Here is a 16,294-nt window from a genome sequence, read left to right on the forward strand (position 1 = left end):
TGTCTTACTGTCTTATATCCTCTTTTAAATCTTGTTTCGCTTGCGGTCTACTTCCTTCAAATATATTTTTCGAAGTCTTAAATGGTTTGGTGTAACCTCAACATATTCGTCCTTTTGGATGTATTCCAACGCTTCTTCCAAAGAAAATTTAATAGCTGGAATAATACGCGCCTTATCATCAGCTCCTGAGGAACGAACGTTCGAAAGCTTTTTGGTTTTAGTGATGTTTACGGCCATATCATCCTGACGGGTATTTTCACCAATAACCTGCCCTTCGTAAATATCTTCATTAGGATTCACGAAGAAACGTCCGCGATCCTGTAATTTATCAATTGAATATGGAATAGCCTGACCGGTTTCCATGGAAACTAAACTTCCGTTCTGTCTTTCAGGAATTCCACCTTTCAAAGGTTGATATTCAAGAAAACGGTGCGTCATAATTGCTTCCCCGGCAGTAGCGGTAAGCAATTGGTTACGAAGCCCGATAATTCCGCGGGAAGGAATGATAAATTTACATACCATTCGCTCACCTTTTCCTTCCATGCTAATCATTTCGCCTTTACGGATTGTAACCATATTAATGGCAGTTCCACTTACATCTTCCGGTAAGTCGATTGTCATTTCCTCAACTGGCTCACATTTTACGCCATCAATTTCTTTAATGATTACCTGTGGCTGACCAATCTGAAGTTCATATCCTTCGCGGCGCATAGTTTCAATCAAAACTGAAAGGTGCAAAACGCCACGGCCGAAAACCATAAATTTATCGGCACTATCCGTTGGCTGCATGCGCAACGCAAGGTTTTTCTCCAATTCCTTTTCAAGACGCTCTTTAATGTGGCGTGAAGTCACAAACTTACCGTCTTTCCCAAAGAAAGGGGAATCGTTGATAGTGAAAAGCATGCTCATTGTTGGCTCATCAATAGCAATGGTTTTAAGTGCTTCCGGGTTTTCAGCATCAGCAACTGTATCACCAATTTCGAAACCTTCCAAACCAACTAGGGCACAAATATCACCTGCTTGTACTTCAGTAACTTTTTTACGGCCCAAGCCTTCAAAAGTGTGAAGTTCCTTTATTTTTGATTTTACTTTAGTGCCATCGCGTTTTACCAAAGCTATCTGCATTCCTTCCTTTAAAACTCCTCTTTGCAAACGCCCTATGGCGATACGCCCTGTAAAGGAAGAAAAGTCCAAAGAGGTAATCAACATCTGTACGGTACCTTCCTCAACTTTTGGCGATGGAATGTGTTCCAAAACCATATCAAGCAATGGCTCAATATTATCAGTTTGGTTTTTCCAGTCATCACTCATCCAATTGTGCTTCGCAGAACCATAAACTGTTGGGAAATCAAGCTGCCACTCTTCGGCACCCAATTCAAACATTAAATCAAAAACTGATTCATGAACTTCGTCTGGGGTACAGTTTTCCTTATCCACTTTATTTATAACCACGCAAGGCTTTAAACCAAGTGAAATCGCCTTTTGTAACACAAAACGCGTTTGCGGCATCGGCCCTTCAAAAGCATCAACCAAAAGCAAAACACCGTCTGCCATATTCAATACGCGCTCCACTTCCCCACCAAAATCGGCGTGACCAGGGGTATCGATAATATTGATTTTTGTGTCTTTATATACTACGGAAACGTTTTTTGAGGTAATGGTAATTCCTCTTTCACGCTCCAAATCGTTGTTGTCCAGGATAAGTTCGCCTGTGTTTTCGTTTTCACGGAAAAGGCTACAGTGGTGCATAATTTTATCAACCAGCGTGGTTTTACCGTGGTCAACGTGGGCAATAATGGCGATGTTTTTGATTTTCATAACAATGCTCCTTTTTTTAAGAGGGTGCAAAAGTAGTGTTTCTAAGTGGATTAGAAATAAAAGTTGTGATTTTATTTTGTTTGAAAAAATTGAGATTTTAATGTATAAAAAGGATATATTTATGTTAAATATTTAGTTATGAAGACAAAATTACTATTCACATTATCAATCTTCTTTGCTGTTTCTGGGTTTGCACAACGGTTTGGCCAACAGCAAGTTATTTCTACGGAAACTATAAAACCTTATTTATCAATTCCTTTTGATATAGATAATGATGGCTTTATTGATGTTTTAACTGCTTCTGCTGAAACCCATGAGCTTAGCTGGTATAGAAATCTTGATGGTATGGGAAATTTCGGAAGTGAAAATGTGATTGATGGAACTAGTGCCTTATATCTTTCAGTTGAATTTGTTGATTTAGATACTGATGGAGACAAGGATATTCTCTATTTAAGAAATAACCCACGACAAGCTGTATGGGTTGAAAATCTGGATGGAGCAGGGAATTTTGGAACTGCGCAAATTATATTGGAAGAAGACTTTATAACCTCCATTACTCCTATTGATATGGATGATGATGGAGATCAGGATTTGATTATGGTATTAAACATTACATCTAGCGGAGGAATAGCATGGTATGAAAATCTGGACGGACAGGGAACTTTTGGCGATAAAAATTTGTTAATTGAAAGCAATTATGATTATGTAAAAATTTTACTCGAAGATATTGATAATGATGGAGAATTGGACATTTTAGCTACTGATCAAGTTTACGCCCAAGGTAAAATTTACTGGTATAAAAATATGGGCAATGGAAGCTATGGTGCAGAGCAAATAATTTATCAATTTCTATATATTCAATCTGGAGGAACTAATATCACTGAATTTCAATATGCTGATATCAATACCGATGGGAAAAAGGATGTTATTATAACTTCTGTAGATGACAATTCCTTTATAAATACCTATTGGCTCGAAAATTTAGACAATCAAGGAAACTTTGGAGACCTCCAATTCTTGATTGATAACGGCGACCAATATCTTTTTTATGATCTTGACCATGATAGCGACAATGACATGTTGTTATGGAATAGATATTCAGATAAGATTTCTTGGAAAATAAATGAAGACGGACAAGGAACATTCGGAACGCCTAACATTATAAATGCAGCGGCTGATTTTGCAAGCGATGCGAAAGCAGCAGATATTGATGGCGACGGTTGGCTCGATATTGTTTCGGCATCTGCCGGCAATAATAAATTGATTTGGTATAAAAACAACACTTTGGGTATTTCAGAAAACGAAATTGTCAACTACAGGATTTATCCAAACCCAACCAGCGGCCTACTTTATATAGAATCAAAGCTACCAATCTCTAAAATCTCTGTTTTTAACATATTGGGACAAAGCATTGAAAGAAACCAAAACTCTACTCAAATTGATCTATCCAAAGTAGAAGTGGGAGTTTATCTTTTAAAGATTGAAGATAGAAACGGTGATTCCCAAACCCATAAAATTGTGAAGCAGTAATTTTTAGAAAACTTCCGTTGTGTATTCAAAGTTGAGGGAAAGAAGCTTTTAACTACCTTTGCTTTAAAATAAGCTTTTACGATGCAACTGAATAAAATCCCGAAAATAAAACATACAAGCTCGAATAATTTCTTCCTTCTTGCCGGCCCCTGCGCCATTGAAAGCGAGGAAATGGCACTGCAGATTGCCGAAAGGATTGTAAAAATTACCGACACCCTTGAAATCCCCTATATTTTTAAAGGAAGTTTCAAAAAGGCGAACCGAAGCCGGATTGATAGTTTTACGGGAATTGGCGATGAAAAAGCTTTAAAAATACTCCGAAAAGTTTCCGAAACTTTTGACGTTCCCACCGTTACCGATATTCACGAAGTAAGCGATGCCGCAATGGCTGCTGAATATGTAGATGTTCTGCAAATACCCGCATTCTTAGTACGTCAAACAGATTTGGTAGTTGCTGCTGCAGAAACCGGAAAAGTAGTAAACTTGAAGAAAGGACAATTTATGAGTCCGGAAAGTATGAAACATGCTGTTACAAAAGTAACTGACTGTAATAATGAGCAAGTGCTCATTACCGACCGCGGAACTATGTTTGGCTATCAGGATATGATTGTTGATTTTCGCGGAATTCCAACAATGAAACAATTTGCTCCTGTCGTGTTGGATGTTACTCATAGTTTACAACAACCTAATCAGAGCGCAGGTGTAACCGGTGGAAGACCCGAAATGATTTCAACAATTGCCCGCGCAGGAATTGCAACTGGCGCTGACGGAATTTTTATTGAAACCCACTTTGACCCCGCAAATGCTAAAAGTGATGGTGCTAATATGTTGAACCTAAACTTGCTTGAAAAACTATTGACAGATCTTGTAGCAATACGGAAAACTATAAATCAATTATAACTTAAAGTTATTTGTAAAAATAAAGTGCCCTGCCAACAACAGTTGGCAGGGCACTTTGGCTAATAACAAAACTTTATAAAATAAGCATCGTTAAATTTTTTATAAAAAGACTGTACCCTTTTGGGGCACAGTCCTTAACCTCATCACTTATAAAACTCCCCAATTAAATAAGTATTCAAATATCGTACTTAATCCGTTAACAGTCAACAGGGATTTCCCCCTTTTTTATACAGGATTTTTCCTGTTTTTATCACTAAATATCCTTAAAAAAGGAAAAGCTGCTTCTGAAAAGAAACAGCTTCTAACCTCGTGTCAAAAATTAACTCCCCAATTAATTTGATATTGTAAAGATGCGAAGAAGTGCAATACCAGTCAAGAGGAAAAACCCTGAATTTGAAGGGGGAAATCCCCCTTTTTTTCTGTGTGTAATTTCTTACTTTTTAAAATATTAAATTTCACGCCCTAAACATTATCAAAGATTTATTTGGTTTGAAAGAATTTTTACATTTACTTTGTTTTTCAAAGTACTTTATTATGAGCGAGCAAGATTATCTAAAAGACATCAGCGAAATCAAAAATCTAATGAACCGTTCCTCACGGTTTATTTCACTTAGCGGCCTTTCCGGTATTTTTGCAGGCATCTACGCTATCATAGGAGCAGCTATTGCCTATGCATATCTTTTTCCTAAACCCGGGGAGTTTCTTACCCTCCACAGTTGGAATTTCAAATTGCTACTCGTTCTTTTGGCCTCTATACTCTTGCTCAGTATAATAACAGCTTATCTGTTAACAACCCGAAGGGCAAAAAGAAACAATGAAAAAATTTGGGATACAACTACCCGACGGTTACTGATCAACTTTTTAATTCCTTTGGTTACCGGCGGAATATATATTATTATAAAACTCAACAGCCAGCATTACGGCCTCACCGCCTCACTGATGCTTATTTTTTATGGACTTGCACTCGTGAACGCTTCAAAATATACCATTGGCAATGTAAAATATTTGGGTTATGCCCAAATTATCATTGGTCTTATCTGCGCCGCACTTCCGGGCTATGGATTTTGGTTTTGGCTATTAGGGTTTGGGCTTTTCCATATTATCTACGGAAGTATTATGTACCTTAAAGAAAGAAAAAGTTAAGCGTGGGCATTATAGACAACATAAACAAACTTTTTGATCATCGTATCCGTTTGGGCATTATGAGCATATTGGTAGTTAACGAAGATGCCGATTTCAACCGATTAAAGGAATTGCTGGACGTTACCGATGGCAATCTGGCGAGCCACATAAAAGCGCTGGAACAGGCCGAGTATATCTTGGTGGAAAAAAGTTTTGTGGGAAGAAAGCCCAATACAAATTATACAGCAACAACCCTTGGAAAAGCAGCCTTCAAAAAACATATTGAAGCTTTGGAAAAGCTGATTCAAAAACCGAAAACATAACAATTATATTTTTTTATTATTTCACTTTGAAAAACAAAGTACTTTAAAAATATGGAACTACGGAAAAAACTTATTGAGAAACTCTTTGAATGGTCTCAAAAAATTTATTTGAAATTCAAAAAGAAAGAACCCTGGGGAATCAGCACAGCTGAATTACTTGAATTTCCAAATGACAGCTTCGGAAAAAAATTAGGCACATTTCTCAATAAAAATGGTTTCGAACTTATTGGGAAAGTAGAACGACACGATGCCTATCACGTATTGTCCGGTTTCGGCACCAATGTGGAAGACGAGATTGCGCTTCAATACTTATGCTACGGCAACGGCAAACGAACGCCTTATTTAACGGGAGTACTTTTATTGGGAACCACCCTTCTCCCAGAATATGCTTCCTATTATTACAACTCCTACTTGATTGGCAAACAGATCAACACCTTCCACCACTTTGACTTCAAAAAATTATTGCACACAGATTTTGAAGGGTTTAGAAAAGTAATTTTTTCCAAAAAACAATTATTGAAACTTCAGAAACTTCAATATCAATACAATGAATTTCAATACAGTCCACAAACAATTAACTAATGGCATTTAACCTTTAACACAAAAATTATGGAACAGAAAAAAAGTAGATTCCGCAATTGGATGCGCAACTCCATCACCGCGCGCATGCTCGTGGTAGGATTTTTATTATTGGTTTTATTGATTCCTTTGGAATTCGTAAAATCACTAATCAATGAACGGGCATATAGACAGGAAGAAGTTGTGCGCGAGATAAATCAAAAATGGGGAAACGAGGTCTTGCTCTCCGGCCCCATCGTCAAAATTCCTTATAAAGTCATTTCAGAGGAAAAGATTTTCAACGAAAAAAGCAATGCCTATTATACGAAAACGAAGGAAACAATAGAGAACGCTTACTTCTTTCCGGATAAATTGAATATTACATCAAATGTTGATACGAAACCGCTGAACCGAAGCATTTATGAATCGGTGGTATATTCCGCTGCCATTGGCGTAAAGGGAAACTTCCCCACAATTAATTTTTCAGATACTGATATTCCCGAGGAAAATATTCTTTGGGAAAAGGCGACCGTTCTTCTAAAAACCACAAATTTAAAGGGAATAAAAACCACTCCGGTTGTAAACTTAGCTTCAGAAGCACTTTCAATGACGCCTCAGTATTCCACGGAATATTTGAACACTATCCAAAGCAATTACATTGCAAACGCCAAGGAAATATTCGCTGCGCCGCTACCCTTTTCCTTCGATTTAAAAATAAACGGCAGTGAAAGTTTGAAGTTTTTACCCATAGGGAAAGAAACCGATGCTACGATGAAATCGAACTGGCACTCCCCCAGTTTTGACGGCAACTTTTTGCCCGAAGACACCAATAAGGAAATCAGTAAAGATGGCTTTACGGCTACTTGGCGTATACTGCAAATAAACAGACAATTTGAGCAGTCATTTTTTAGGCATCTTCCAGACCTTTCTGCTTTTGCTTTTGGTACGAAACTCATCATTCCTGTAGATGAATACCAAAAAAGTGAACGTACAGCCAAATATGGCATTTTGGTTATCGGTCTAACGCTGTTGGTGTTTTTATTGATCCAATTGGTTAGCAAAGTTTATATCCATCCGTTTCAATATATGATGATAGGTTTGGCATTGGTGATGTTCTATACGCTACTCATTTCCATATCTGAGCACAGTAATTTTTTTAAGGCATATGCCATCGCAGCTTTTTCGGTGCTCGCATTGATAACGGTCTATTCGCGCGCTATTTTGAAAGGGTTTAAGTTTCCGTTGCTCATCTGCGGTTCGTTGGCTTCGCTATATGGATTTATTTATGTGATTATCCAATTGGAAAACTATGCGCTTTTGGTAGGCAGCATTGGCCTATTCTTAATCTTAGCAATCATAATGTTTGCCTCACGGCGAATTGATTGGAATAACGATTGAAAAAGATGAAAACACTTTTCAATAAAATTATAAAACTTTACAAATGGGCTTTATTGCTAAGCCCATTTGTATTGTTTGCCATTATTTGTTTGGACACTTACGTGCTTTTGGAAACGGAAAACCAAACATTTCAAAGTACCGAAGAAATTCCGCATAACAGGGTAGGTTTGGTTTTGGGCACTTCAAAATTTATGGCCTATGGCGATATAAACCTGTATTATCTATACAGAATAAAAGCGGCCGAAGAACTTTTTAAAGCTGGAAAGATTGATTTTATTTTAGTGAGCGGCGACAATGGCAGAATAGGTTACAACGAACCCTTGCTTTTTAAAAAAGACCTCATTCTATTAGGAATACCCGAAGAAAAAATAGTCTTGGATTATGCCGGATTCAGCACTTTGGATTCTGTTTTAAGGGCCCAAAAGATATTTGGATTGAACAGTTTTACGGTTATTTCACAGAGGTTCCACAACGAACGCGCAATTTTCTTGGCAAAACAAAAAGGAATTGCCGCAATAGGTTTTAACGCCGAAACGGTTTCGGGAAAGTATTCCGTAAAAACAGAACTTCGGGAATACTTGGCGCGAACAAAAGCCTGTCTCGACATTGTTTTTGATTCGCAACCAAAATACTTGGGAGAAAAAATAGCAATACAATGAAGTTTTATATTTCAACAAAACATATTTTGGCAACAAGCATTCTTTTTGCAACAGAGATTGCCATTGCCTATTTTCATTTCAATCATTTTATCAGAGGTTTTTTGGGCGATGTGCTTGTTATACTGCTAATCTATTATTTTATAAAAATCTTTATAAGAAACCATGCTCTCAAAACTGCCGTTTCCGTATTGGCTTTTGCCTATTTTGTGGAACTGCTCCAATTATTCAAGCCCGCTGAAAAACTCAATATCCATTCACAAATACTACTGACCATTTTAGGCTCCGTGTTTGATTGGCGGGACTTGGTTGCCTATACACTGGGCTTTTTACTTATTTTATTAATCGAAAAAATATACATCAAAAATGAAGACCCTAAAAACATTTCTCTTTGATCGTTTCAACATCTGGTTTCCTCTTTTTTCATTGACGGTTTTTAGCATTTTCCTGCTTTCCGTTCGTTTAAAAATTACCCATTCCTTTTTCTATCTCTTTTTGGTATGGAATTTATTCTTGGCTATGATTCCTTTTTTCATTTCCACTTATATGAAAAACCAAAAACAAATCAAAAAGCTTAAATTGTCCTTTTTATTAATAGTTTGGCTATTATTTCTCCCCAATGCGCCCTATTTATTGACAGATTTTATACACCTGCGTCTAAGCCCACTGGAATGGATTGGCTTTGACAGTTTGATGATTGCGGTTTTTGCAGTTACGGGACTCGCTTTTTATGTAGTTTCCGTTAAGGAAATGAAACAATTGTGCTTTAAGCATTTCAAACAAAAAATAGTTTTAAAATCCCTGATTATCCTTCCTTTTGCCGTAAGTTTTGGAATGTATCTCGGGCGCGTATTACGGTGGAATTCCTGGGATATTCTTCACAACCCACTACGTCTTTTTATGGATGTGTTCACAATAATAACAAACCCCATTGAAAATATGGAAGCGTGGGCATTTACAATATTCTTCGGGCTGTTTTTAAAATTGGTTTATTGGATTTATGAAGAATTCCTTTTTCGTTTTATCGGTATTTGATCATTTTGTATTTCCAATATTTATTTTATTTTGCGAAACTCAAATAAGCCTCAGCCACAATTTATGCTTTCTAAAAAAATCGCTTTAATTTTCTTGGTTTTCAACCTATACTTTTCCTATTCACAATCAGATCGTATTGACGAGTTTGGAAAGCCCAGCCAAAAGGATTTTGATCTTAAAAGTTATGAAGCCGAACCGGATGCCACAGGCGTAATACTTTACGAATCCGGAAAATATTATGCAGTACCAATAGTTAAGCGAACGTCCGTAAGATTAGTAAAGGAAATACATAGAAAAATTAAAGTTTTTGATGCCAAAAAATTTGATTACGCCACTGTAGAAATACCATATTATGAAGGAAATGAATATTATGGCGAAGAAATAAAGGACTATAAAGCCGTAACCCATAACGGGGCAGTTCAAAATTTTGTACCTAACAATTCATTCTATAAAACCCATGAACCTGGGGTCGGGAATGTTCTAAAGTTTACTTTTCCAAATGTACAGAATGGAAGCATTTTAGAATATTCATACACCATTGTAAGCCCTTACTTTTATGATTTGGATGGGTGGGAATTTCAACACGAGCTGCCAACACTTTATAGTAAATTCCAAACCGAATTACCACCACATTTTAGATACAACCGAATTCTTTATGGGGACAAAAAGTTAGCGATTGAAAAAGCAGTGGTTATTAAAGATGCTTTTAAGCTTCCTTCAAATAATGGACATATTGATACGGAGCTAGATACATATGTAATGACTGATGTCCCTTCATTTAGGGAAGAAAGCTATATGCTATCTAAAAAAAATTATGTTTCCAGGATGGTGTATGAACCTTTGGCATTTAAAGCATTTTATGGTTTTGATCAAGTCTTTACGCGAAACTGGGAAGATGTGGATCATCGTTTTGAAATCCGCAGTGATTTTGGCGAACAACTAAACAAAAAAAGTTATTTTAAAAAAAAATTACCCAGCTCCATTCTTGACATCGAAGATGATCTAGAACGTGCTAAGGCAGTATATAGTTTTATTCAAGATAGCTATACATGGAATGGGAGGTATTTTAATTATGGCATTAATGTAAAAGATGCTTTTGATGATAAACTGGGCAGTGTAACGGCCATAAACATTTCATTGGTAAATGCACTTGAAGCTGCCAAACTCGATGCTAAATCCGTGATTCTTTCCACCCGAAACAATGGATTGCCCACTGAGATGTACCCAGTACTTTCCAATTTTAATTATGTGGTTGCGGTACTAATAATAAACAATGAAAAGATACTGCTGGACGCAACAGATAGACAAGCCCCATTTGGCATCATTCCATTTCGGGCCCTAAATATTCAAGCGCGCGTATTAGATTTCAAAAAAGGAAGCTATTGGATGCCCATTGAACCTTATGAAAAAAATATCCACTACGTAAATGCCCAAATAACTGCTGATAAAAATGGAAACTTCACCGGAAAAGTGAACCAATCAAATTACGGCTACATAGCACTGGAAAAAAGAAATAGCATTGAGGAAAAAACCCTCCCAGAATATATTAAAGACCAACAAAAAGAAAAGGCAGGTATTGAAATAGAGGAATATCAAGTAGAGGAAATAAAGAAAATTGAAAAGCCGCTCAAGGAAAATTATAACATTTCCATAGAACCTGAAACGGTGGGAGACAAAGTAATTCTTTACCCTTTTTTCAACAAAACATATCTCAACGAAAACCCCTTTAAAATGAAGGAGCGTAGTTACCCAATGGATTTTGGCTTTCCGTTTTCAAACACCTATTTAATTTCTATAGATTTAGGAAATACATACGAAGTGGAGCAACTGCCCACCAGCCGAAGCATAAAATTGCCCAACGATGACGGTGAGTGTTCTGTAACCTATGTTGCTGAAGGCAGCAAGATAAACATCCGTTTCAACATGAAACTTAACACTTACCGATTTCCTTCAGATGCTTATCAATCTCTTAAAGAATATTTTGGGACGATAATTACTATTTTAAAGGAAGAATCAATTGTTTTAAAGAAACTATAACAAATCATTTCAAAACAAATTATCTATGAAATTTTTAAAAATTAGTTGTTTCATTTTAGCCCTTACCCTTTGTGGTGTTTCATTTTCTCAGCAACGAGAAACGGCAGACTTTGGCAACCCAACCGCAGGAGAATTTGCGCTACAATCATACTCCAAAGATCCAGAGGCTGCGGGTGTGGTTTTATTTGAAAAAGGTAATTATTATTTTGAATTGGTTGAAAACTACGTGAAACTTATAAAAGAAGTTCACGTGAAAATGAAGGTTTTTAACGCTAAAAATTTTGATCACGCTACTGTTGAAATTCCTTTTTATAATGAAAAAAATAATAATGAAGACGTCACCAAAATAACTGCCATCACTCATAATGGTACAGTAAAAACATTTATAGATGAAGCCAATATATTCGAAACAGATGAAAACCCGTATTGGTCCTTAAAAAAATTCACTTTTCCAAACATTAAAGACGGCAGTATCCTAGAATATACCTATAGAATAGAAACAAGCCATTTATCAAATTTTGGCGGGTGGCGGTTTCAAGGATCACTACCCGTAATGTATTCTGAATTTCATACCGAACTGCCAGGAAATTTTAAGTATAACCGTACATTATATGGCAACCTACCGCTATATATCAACAAAGCCGAAAAGACAAAAGGTTGTTTTGCCATTGAAGGGTTTGATGTGCAAGCAGATTGTGAAATAGCAACCTATGCCATGAAAGATGTTCCTGCCGCTAAAAAAGAAAATCATATGCTTTCGTCTAATTATTATCTGGCAGCAATGGTTTATGAACTCATAGAATATGTAGATTTTGCAGAAAACAAGCATTCCTATACCCGCTCCTGGGATGATGTAGATAATTATTATAGATACGACAAGGACTTAGGTCGTCAATTAAAATATGAAAGTTTTTTTAAGGATGTCTTGCCTGCTTCAGTTTATTCAACTGGGAGCGATCTTGAAAAAGCAAAAGCAATTTATTATTATATTCAAGACCATATGACATGGAACGGCAAATACCGTATCCTATCTGATGTGCGTGTTAAAGAAGCTTTTGAACGTAAATCCGGTAACAGTTCTGAAATAAATCTTGCTTTGATAAATGCTTTGGAAGCCGCAGGAATGGATGCAAAAATAATGCTTATTTCCACCCGTGATTTTACCCCACCCACAATGCAATATCCCGTAATAAGTCCTTTCATCTATGCCCTTGTTTATCTTAAAATTGGGGATGAAAAATATCTTTTGGACGCTACCGATAAACACACTCCCTTCGGAGTATTGCCATTTCGTGATCTCTGCCAGCAAGGTCGAGTAATGGATTTTAAAAAAGGTAGTTTTTGGGAGCCCATTGATCCTATAAACAAAAACATGCACTATGTAAATATGCAATTGGCACCAAATGAACAAGGCATATTTTCAGGAAAAGTAAGCGAAGTTTCAACGGGCTATATAGCCGTTCCAAAACGAACCGAAAATAATAATAGAAGAAAAGAAGATATCATAAAAAGAAAGCAAAACAGAAATGAAGCTTTAGATATTACCAACCTTCAAATTGAAAACGAAAAAGATTTAGAGCAGCCCTATAAAGAAAATTATGATATTTCCATACATGAGCAGCCCGTGGGCAACAAGCTTTTTGTATATCCTTTTTTAATGCAAACTTACTTTTCCGAAAATCCATTTTCAAAAGAAACCCGTAATTATCCAATAGATTTTGGTTTTCCGGTTATCAACAATTATTTGGTTTCAATTGATGTGAAAGACCAATATGAAATAGTAAAGGTCCCCGAAAACAAAATACTGAAACTTCCAAATAATGATGGCGAGCTTTCGGTTGTTTATGATGTTTCGGGCAGCAGGGTAAATGTTAGGCTAAGTGCAAAATTGAACACAACTAATTTCCCGGTTGAAGCCTATCCGGCATTGCGACAATTTTTTGAAACGTTGATAAAAATTCAATCGGAAGAACCTATTGAACTGAAGAAAATATAAAACCTTAAACCTCTCTGTTTTTTTCTTGAATTCGGCGTATAACAGCAGTAGCTGTGCGGCGCGATACAAATCTGGGCAATTTGGACAGTAGCTTATTAATGTTTCCGGGAATGGCTACTATCTTCCCTTTTCGCATTGCTTCATAACCATATTCGGCAACAGCCTTTGGGCAAGCAATATTGAATTTTATTTTATTCTCAGAAGCTTTCGATCCATTGGCCACCACATCCTGAAAACAAGTCTTAGTTTGCCCAGGGCATAGACAGGTCACGGTAACACCCGTATCCTTTAGTTCATTGGCTATAGCCTCTGAAAAAGATAGAATATATGCCTTGGAGGCATAATATAAAGACATCAAGGGCCCAGGCTGAAAAGCAGCAAGTGAAGACATGTTCAATATTTTTCCATGGCCGCGTACAACCATTCCCTTCAATACTAATTTTGTTAAATGTGTTGTGGTAATTACATGTAAGTTTAGCATTTCTGCTTGTCGCTCCCAATTTGTCTCGTGAAAGGTTCCATAAATACCAAAACCTGCATTGTTCACCAAAACATCAATGCGTTTCCCCTCAATGGCTTTAAATATCTCTTCTGCCACGTTTTGCTGGCTCAAGTCCTTATGCATCAATTGTATTTCAGAAGAATAAAGAGTTAGTATATCTTCTTTCGCTTTTTGAAGCTTTTTGTCGTTTACATCTACTAATACCAGCTGATATCCGTCTCTGGCCAAAAGCATGGCCAATTCAAACCCTAGACCGGAAGCAGCTCCAGTAACAAGTGCTGTTTTTTGTATTTCTTTGGTTAAATTCAATTGCTAGGTTGTTAACAAAAAGTTAATTTGCTAGTCGGCAATTTCTACATAATCCTTTAAATATGCAAATCTAGGAGTTAATTTTCCGTCTGCTGTAGTAATTTTTGCCCGTTCCAAAATGCCATCCTCATCTCCGTTAAAAAAAGCAGGCATTACGTTTTCTAAAAACATATCACCAAAACCTTCGCTTGCATCCTTAGGTAATTCACATGGCAGGTTATCAACGGCCATGACAGTGATACTGCCGGGAGCATCAAAGCTGGTTTCGCTTTCTGTCTGCGGATCATATCCATAAAATGGTTCAGCAATTGTAGAAGCTCGTAAGGTACTGGCCACAGGACCATCAACATCACACGATATATCAGCCACTAAATTTATTTTGAAGTCAGGGCTCTTGGCATCCTCTCGCGTAAATAAGTAAGGAGCGCCATTTCCAAAAAAATGGCCCGTGATAAACATATCGCTTACTTTGGCATATTTCATAAAATCACTTTCGTACTCTGAAGGATCATTATAAAATTCCCCTTTGTTAAAATCGCCACCATCCTTACGTCTATTGTATTCTGAAACGTCAATAAGACAATATACAGGCTCATTATAATTTTTTGAAAGATAATCGGCGTCGGTAACTTCCCTAATCTTTAAATGATGTAAAATTTCCTTTGCCCCTCGAGTAACTTTTCCTGTTCCTGAAAGGACAATCTTTAAGTTTGGAAGTGTAATTTTATCCAATTCAGTTTTTACAGCTTCTAAGTCTGGAAGATTTTCCACTTTTGGAAGGCTAAACAGCTTATCGCGCAAGCCCAAACCCCTAAATCCATTATATGCGCCCACAAGACCTGCATAATAACCAAAGCCAATCAACCTATGTTTATCGGCATTCACGATAGTTTCGTGGTCAAACATTTCAATATGTTTAGCGAGCATTGCCTTTAGCAATTTACGGTTGTAGGGTTGCTTTTTTATGGTATGGCTAAAGTAAAAGTATTTTTTATTCGGAATCAATGCATCCACGGGCACTTCCTTTACGCCCAGCATCACATTGGCCCCGGAAACATCATCAACCACCTCAAAACCGGCTTCGCGATAAGCATGATCTGGAAAAATACGAACATCAGAGGCTTCAACGATTATTTTGGCATTTGGAAACATTTGTATGACTTCTTGGCACTTTTCTGGTGAAAATACTACTCGCCGGTCCGGCGGGTTTTTGCGTTCTTTGATAATTGCAAAGGTTATGGGCATTTGGTATGTTTTTTGTTCCGTTAGCTATCGGAATAATTGCGGTGGCAAAGATAGGGTTTTTCATGTATCTTTGCTTCCCGTTTGAAGTCGCAGGCTGTATGTTAATGTAACCACTGCATACTGCTACTGAAACTTATAAGGGGCCGACTGGTTTTGACAGCGGGTCTAATTGTATTGTAAGCATGCCGAGCGCTGGGATATAGCTCGTTAATATCATATTTCACACTTTTTAAACGGCGAGAATAACTACGCCCTAGCTGCATAATCCGAATCATAGTAGGATGTGCCTCGGCCCACAAGGTGGGCAAGCAGGAAGTCACTCAACGGCCTTGGTTTACGGCGGTTGATATAGTGGCTTCGTAAAAGTAAACCTAGCGATGCTAGTGCTTTGATGGCATCGTGAACCTCAAGTGAAGATAAGGAGTGCGTTGGTAGTTTTCAACCGGCAATCTCTCGAAAACCTAAATGAAAACTAAGCATGTAGAAAGCAGTATAGTTGCGCGTTTGGACGGGAGTTCGAATCTCCCCGGCTCCACTACCGCCCTCCGGAATTCCGGAGGGCATTTTTAATTAAACCATTTTCGTAATAAGCTGCCTAGAGCTTCGATGAACATATACATTTTTACCCTAAAAGGCTTGTGTAACCTCACACTAGGGCCACAGCACTATTTGGATTGGCTCCTTTCGCAATTCACGATTTCTTTTTTTTTTGAAACCTCACTAACTTTCCTTTCCATCTATTTCTTTATCTTTACCTATATATAACACAGGTTTTTTTAATCTTTAAAATCTTTTATTATGGGTGTAGGAAATCTATTTGTGGCTACAGTTGTCTTGATTTTGGTATTGTTCATCATCAGTTATC

General features: G+C 37.2%; 14 protein-coding genes and 1 other RNA gene. 12 read left to right on the top strand and 3 right to left on the bottom strand.

Features of this window, described 5'->3' with window-relative positions; translation table 11 throughout:
* Nucleotides 1-24: 24 nt before the first annotated feature.
* Nucleotides 25-1,818: a translational GTPase TypA gene (gene typA, locus AC58DT_RS12700; RefSeq protein WP_497217182.1), complete on the bottom strand. Its 1,794-nt coding sequence runs from the start codon at nt 1,816-1,818 to the stop codon at nt 25-27.
* 138 nt (nt 1,819-1,956) lie between these two features.
* Between typA and AC58DT_RS12705 the strand changes: the two genes are divergently transcribed.
* The 11 genes from AC58DT_RS12705 (at nt 1,957) to AC58DT_RS12755 (ending at nt 13,373) form a co-directional block, all read left to right on the top strand.
* The gene (locus tag AC58DT_RS12705) at nt 1,957-3,348 is read left to right on the top strand and encodes a T9SS type A sorting domain-containing protein (RefSeq protein WP_497217183.1); all 1,392 of its coding nucleotides are present in this window, start codon (nt 1,957-1,959) and stop codon (nt 3,346-3,348) included.
* A gap of 81 nt (nt 3,349-3,429) precedes the next feature.
* Nucleotides 3,430-4,248 carry a 3-deoxy-8-phosphooctulonate synthase gene (gene kdsA, locus AC58DT_RS12710; RefSeq protein ID WP_497217184.1) on the top strand — a complete coding sequence of 273 codons (819 nt, stop codon included), beginning with the start codon at nt 3,430-3,432 and terminating at the stop codon, nt 4,246-4,248.
* A 534-nt stretch (nt 4,249-4,782) separates the two neighbouring features.
* Nucleotides 4,783-5,391, top strand: coding sequence for a hypothetical protein (locus AC58DT_RS12715; RefSeq protein WP_497217185.1), 609 nt, complete (start codon nt 4,783-4,785; stop codon nt 5,389-5,391).
* A 2-nt stretch (nt 5,392-5,393) separates the two neighbouring features.
* Complete coding sequence (locus AC58DT_RS12720) at nt 5,394-5,693, top strand: winged helix-turn-helix domain-containing protein (protein WP_497217186.1); 300 nt, start codon at nt 5,394-5,396, stop codon at nt 5,691-5,693.
* A 51-nt stretch (nt 5,694-5,744) separates the two neighbouring features.
* Entirely contained in the window at nt 5,745-6,275 is a 531-nt protein-coding gene (locus AC58DT_RS12725; protein WP_497217187.1) for a Coq4 family protein, read from the top strand.
* 27 nt (nt 6,276-6,302) lie between these two features.
* Nucleotides 6,303-7,649: a cell envelope integrity protein CreD gene (creD, locus tag AC58DT_RS12730; protein ID WP_497217188.1), complete on the top strand. Its 1,347-nt coding sequence runs from the start codon at nt 6,303-6,305 to the stop codon at nt 7,647-7,649.
* Nucleotides 7,650-7,654: 5 nt separating this feature from the next.
* Nucleotides 7,655-8,308 (top strand): SanA/YdcF family protein, encoded by a 654-nt coding sequence (locus AC58DT_RS12735; RefSeq protein ID WP_497217189.1) that lies wholly within the window; start codon nt 7,655-7,657, stop codon nt 8,306-8,308.
* Nucleotides 8,305-8,700 carry a ribosomal maturation YjgA family protein gene (locus tag AC58DT_RS12740; protein WP_497217190.1) on the top strand — a complete coding sequence of 132 codons (396 nt, stop codon included), beginning with the start codon at nt 8,305-8,307 and terminating at the stop codon, nt 8,698-8,700. Before AC58DT_RS12735 ends, AC58DT_RS12740 begins: the two co-directional genes overlap by 4 nt.
* Nucleotides 8,672-9,340 (top strand): DUF1361 domain-containing protein, encoded by a 669-nt coding sequence (locus AC58DT_RS12745; RefSeq protein WP_497217191.1) that lies wholly within the window; start codon nt 8,672-8,674, stop codon nt 9,338-9,340. The genes AC58DT_RS12740 and AC58DT_RS12745 overlap by 29 nt, the downstream gene beginning before the upstream one ends.
* Nucleotides 9,341-9,403: 63 nt before the next feature.
* The gene (locus tag AC58DT_RS12750) at nt 9,404-11,377 is read left to right on the top strand and encodes a DUF3858 domain-containing protein (protein ID WP_497217192.1); all 1,974 of its coding nucleotides are present in this window, start codon (nt 9,404-9,406) and stop codon (nt 11,375-11,377) included.
* A 25-nt stretch (nt 11,378-11,402) separates the two neighbouring features.
* Nucleotides 11,403-13,373, top strand: a complete 1,971-nt coding sequence (locus tag AC58DT_RS12755) for a transglutaminase family protein (protein ID WP_497217193.1) — start codon at nt 11,403-11,405, stop codon at nt 13,371-13,373.
* Nucleotides 13,374-13,377: 4 nt separating this feature from the next.
* Here the strand turns inward: AC58DT_RS12755 and AC58DT_RS12760 are convergent, their stop codons facing one another.
* Together AC58DT_RS12760 and AC58DT_RS12765 are read right to left on the bottom strand one after the other, a co-directional pair.
* The gene (locus AC58DT_RS12760) at nt 13,378-14,184 is read right to left on the bottom strand and encodes an SDR family NAD(P)-dependent oxidoreductase (RefSeq protein WP_497217194.1); all 807 of its coding nucleotides are present in this window, start codon (nt 14,182-14,184) and stop codon (nt 13,378-13,380) included.
* A 30-nt stretch (nt 14,185-14,214) separates the two neighbouring features.
* Nucleotides 14,215-15,423, bottom strand: coding sequence for an NAD(P)-dependent oxidoreductase (locus AC58DT_RS12765; protein ID WP_497217211.1), 1,209 nt, complete (start codon nt 15,421-15,423; stop codon nt 14,215-14,217).
* A 145-nt stretch (nt 15,424-15,568) separates the two neighbouring features.
* Between AC58DT_RS12765 and ssrA the strand changes: the two genes are divergently transcribed.
* Nucleotides 15,569-15,967: a transfer-messenger RNA gene (gene ssrA, locus AC58DT_RS12770) on the top strand.
* Nucleotides 15,968-16,294: the final 327 nt, after the last annotated feature.

Source organism: Aequorivita sp. CRS11 (assembly GCF_059693805.1).

Excerpts from the sequence above, each read along its gene's own strand:
- typA (WP_497217182.1), bottom strand. The coding sequence starts at position 1,818 with ATGAAAATCAAAAACATCGCCATTATTGCCCACGTTGACCACGGTAAA.
- AC58DT_RS12725 (WP_497217187.1), top strand. The coding sequence starts at position 5,745 with ATGGAACTACGGAAAAAACTTATTGAGAAACTCTTTGAATGGTCTCAA.
- kdsA (WP_497217184.1), top strand. The coding sequence starts at position 3,430 with ATGCAACTGAATAAAATCCCGAAAATAAAACATACAAGCTCGAATAAT.
- AC58DT_RS12705 (WP_497217183.1), top strand. The coding sequence starts at position 1,957 with ATGAAGACAAAATTACTATTCACATTATCAATCTTCTTTGCTGTTTCT.
- AC58DT_RS12715 (WP_497217185.1), top strand. The coding sequence starts at position 4,783 with ATGAGCGAGCAAGATTATCTAAAAGACATCAGCGAAATCAAAAATCTA.
- AC58DT_RS12740 (WP_497217190.1), top strand. The coding sequence starts at position 8,305 with ATGAAGTTTTATATTTCAACAAAACATATTTTGGCAACAAGCATTCTT.
- creD (WP_497217188.1), top strand. The coding sequence starts at position 6,303 with ATGGAACAGAAAAAAAGTAGATTCCGCAATTGGATGCGCAACTCCATC.
- AC58DT_RS12745 (WP_497217191.1), top strand. The coding sequence starts at position 8,672 with ATGAAGACCCTAAAAACATTTCTCTTTGATCGTTTCAACATCTGGTTT.
- AC58DT_RS12735 (WP_497217189.1), top strand. The coding sequence starts at position 7,655 with ATGAAAACACTTTTCAATAAAATTATAAAACTTTACAAATGGGCTTTA.
- AC58DT_RS12750 (WP_497217192.1), top strand. The coding sequence starts at position 9,404 with ATGCTTTCTAAAAAAATCGCTTTAATTTTCTTGGTTTTCAACCTATAC.
- AC58DT_RS12755 (WP_497217193.1), top strand. The coding sequence starts at position 11,403 with ATGAAATTTTTAAAAATTAGTTGTTTCATTTTAGCCCTTACCCTTTGT.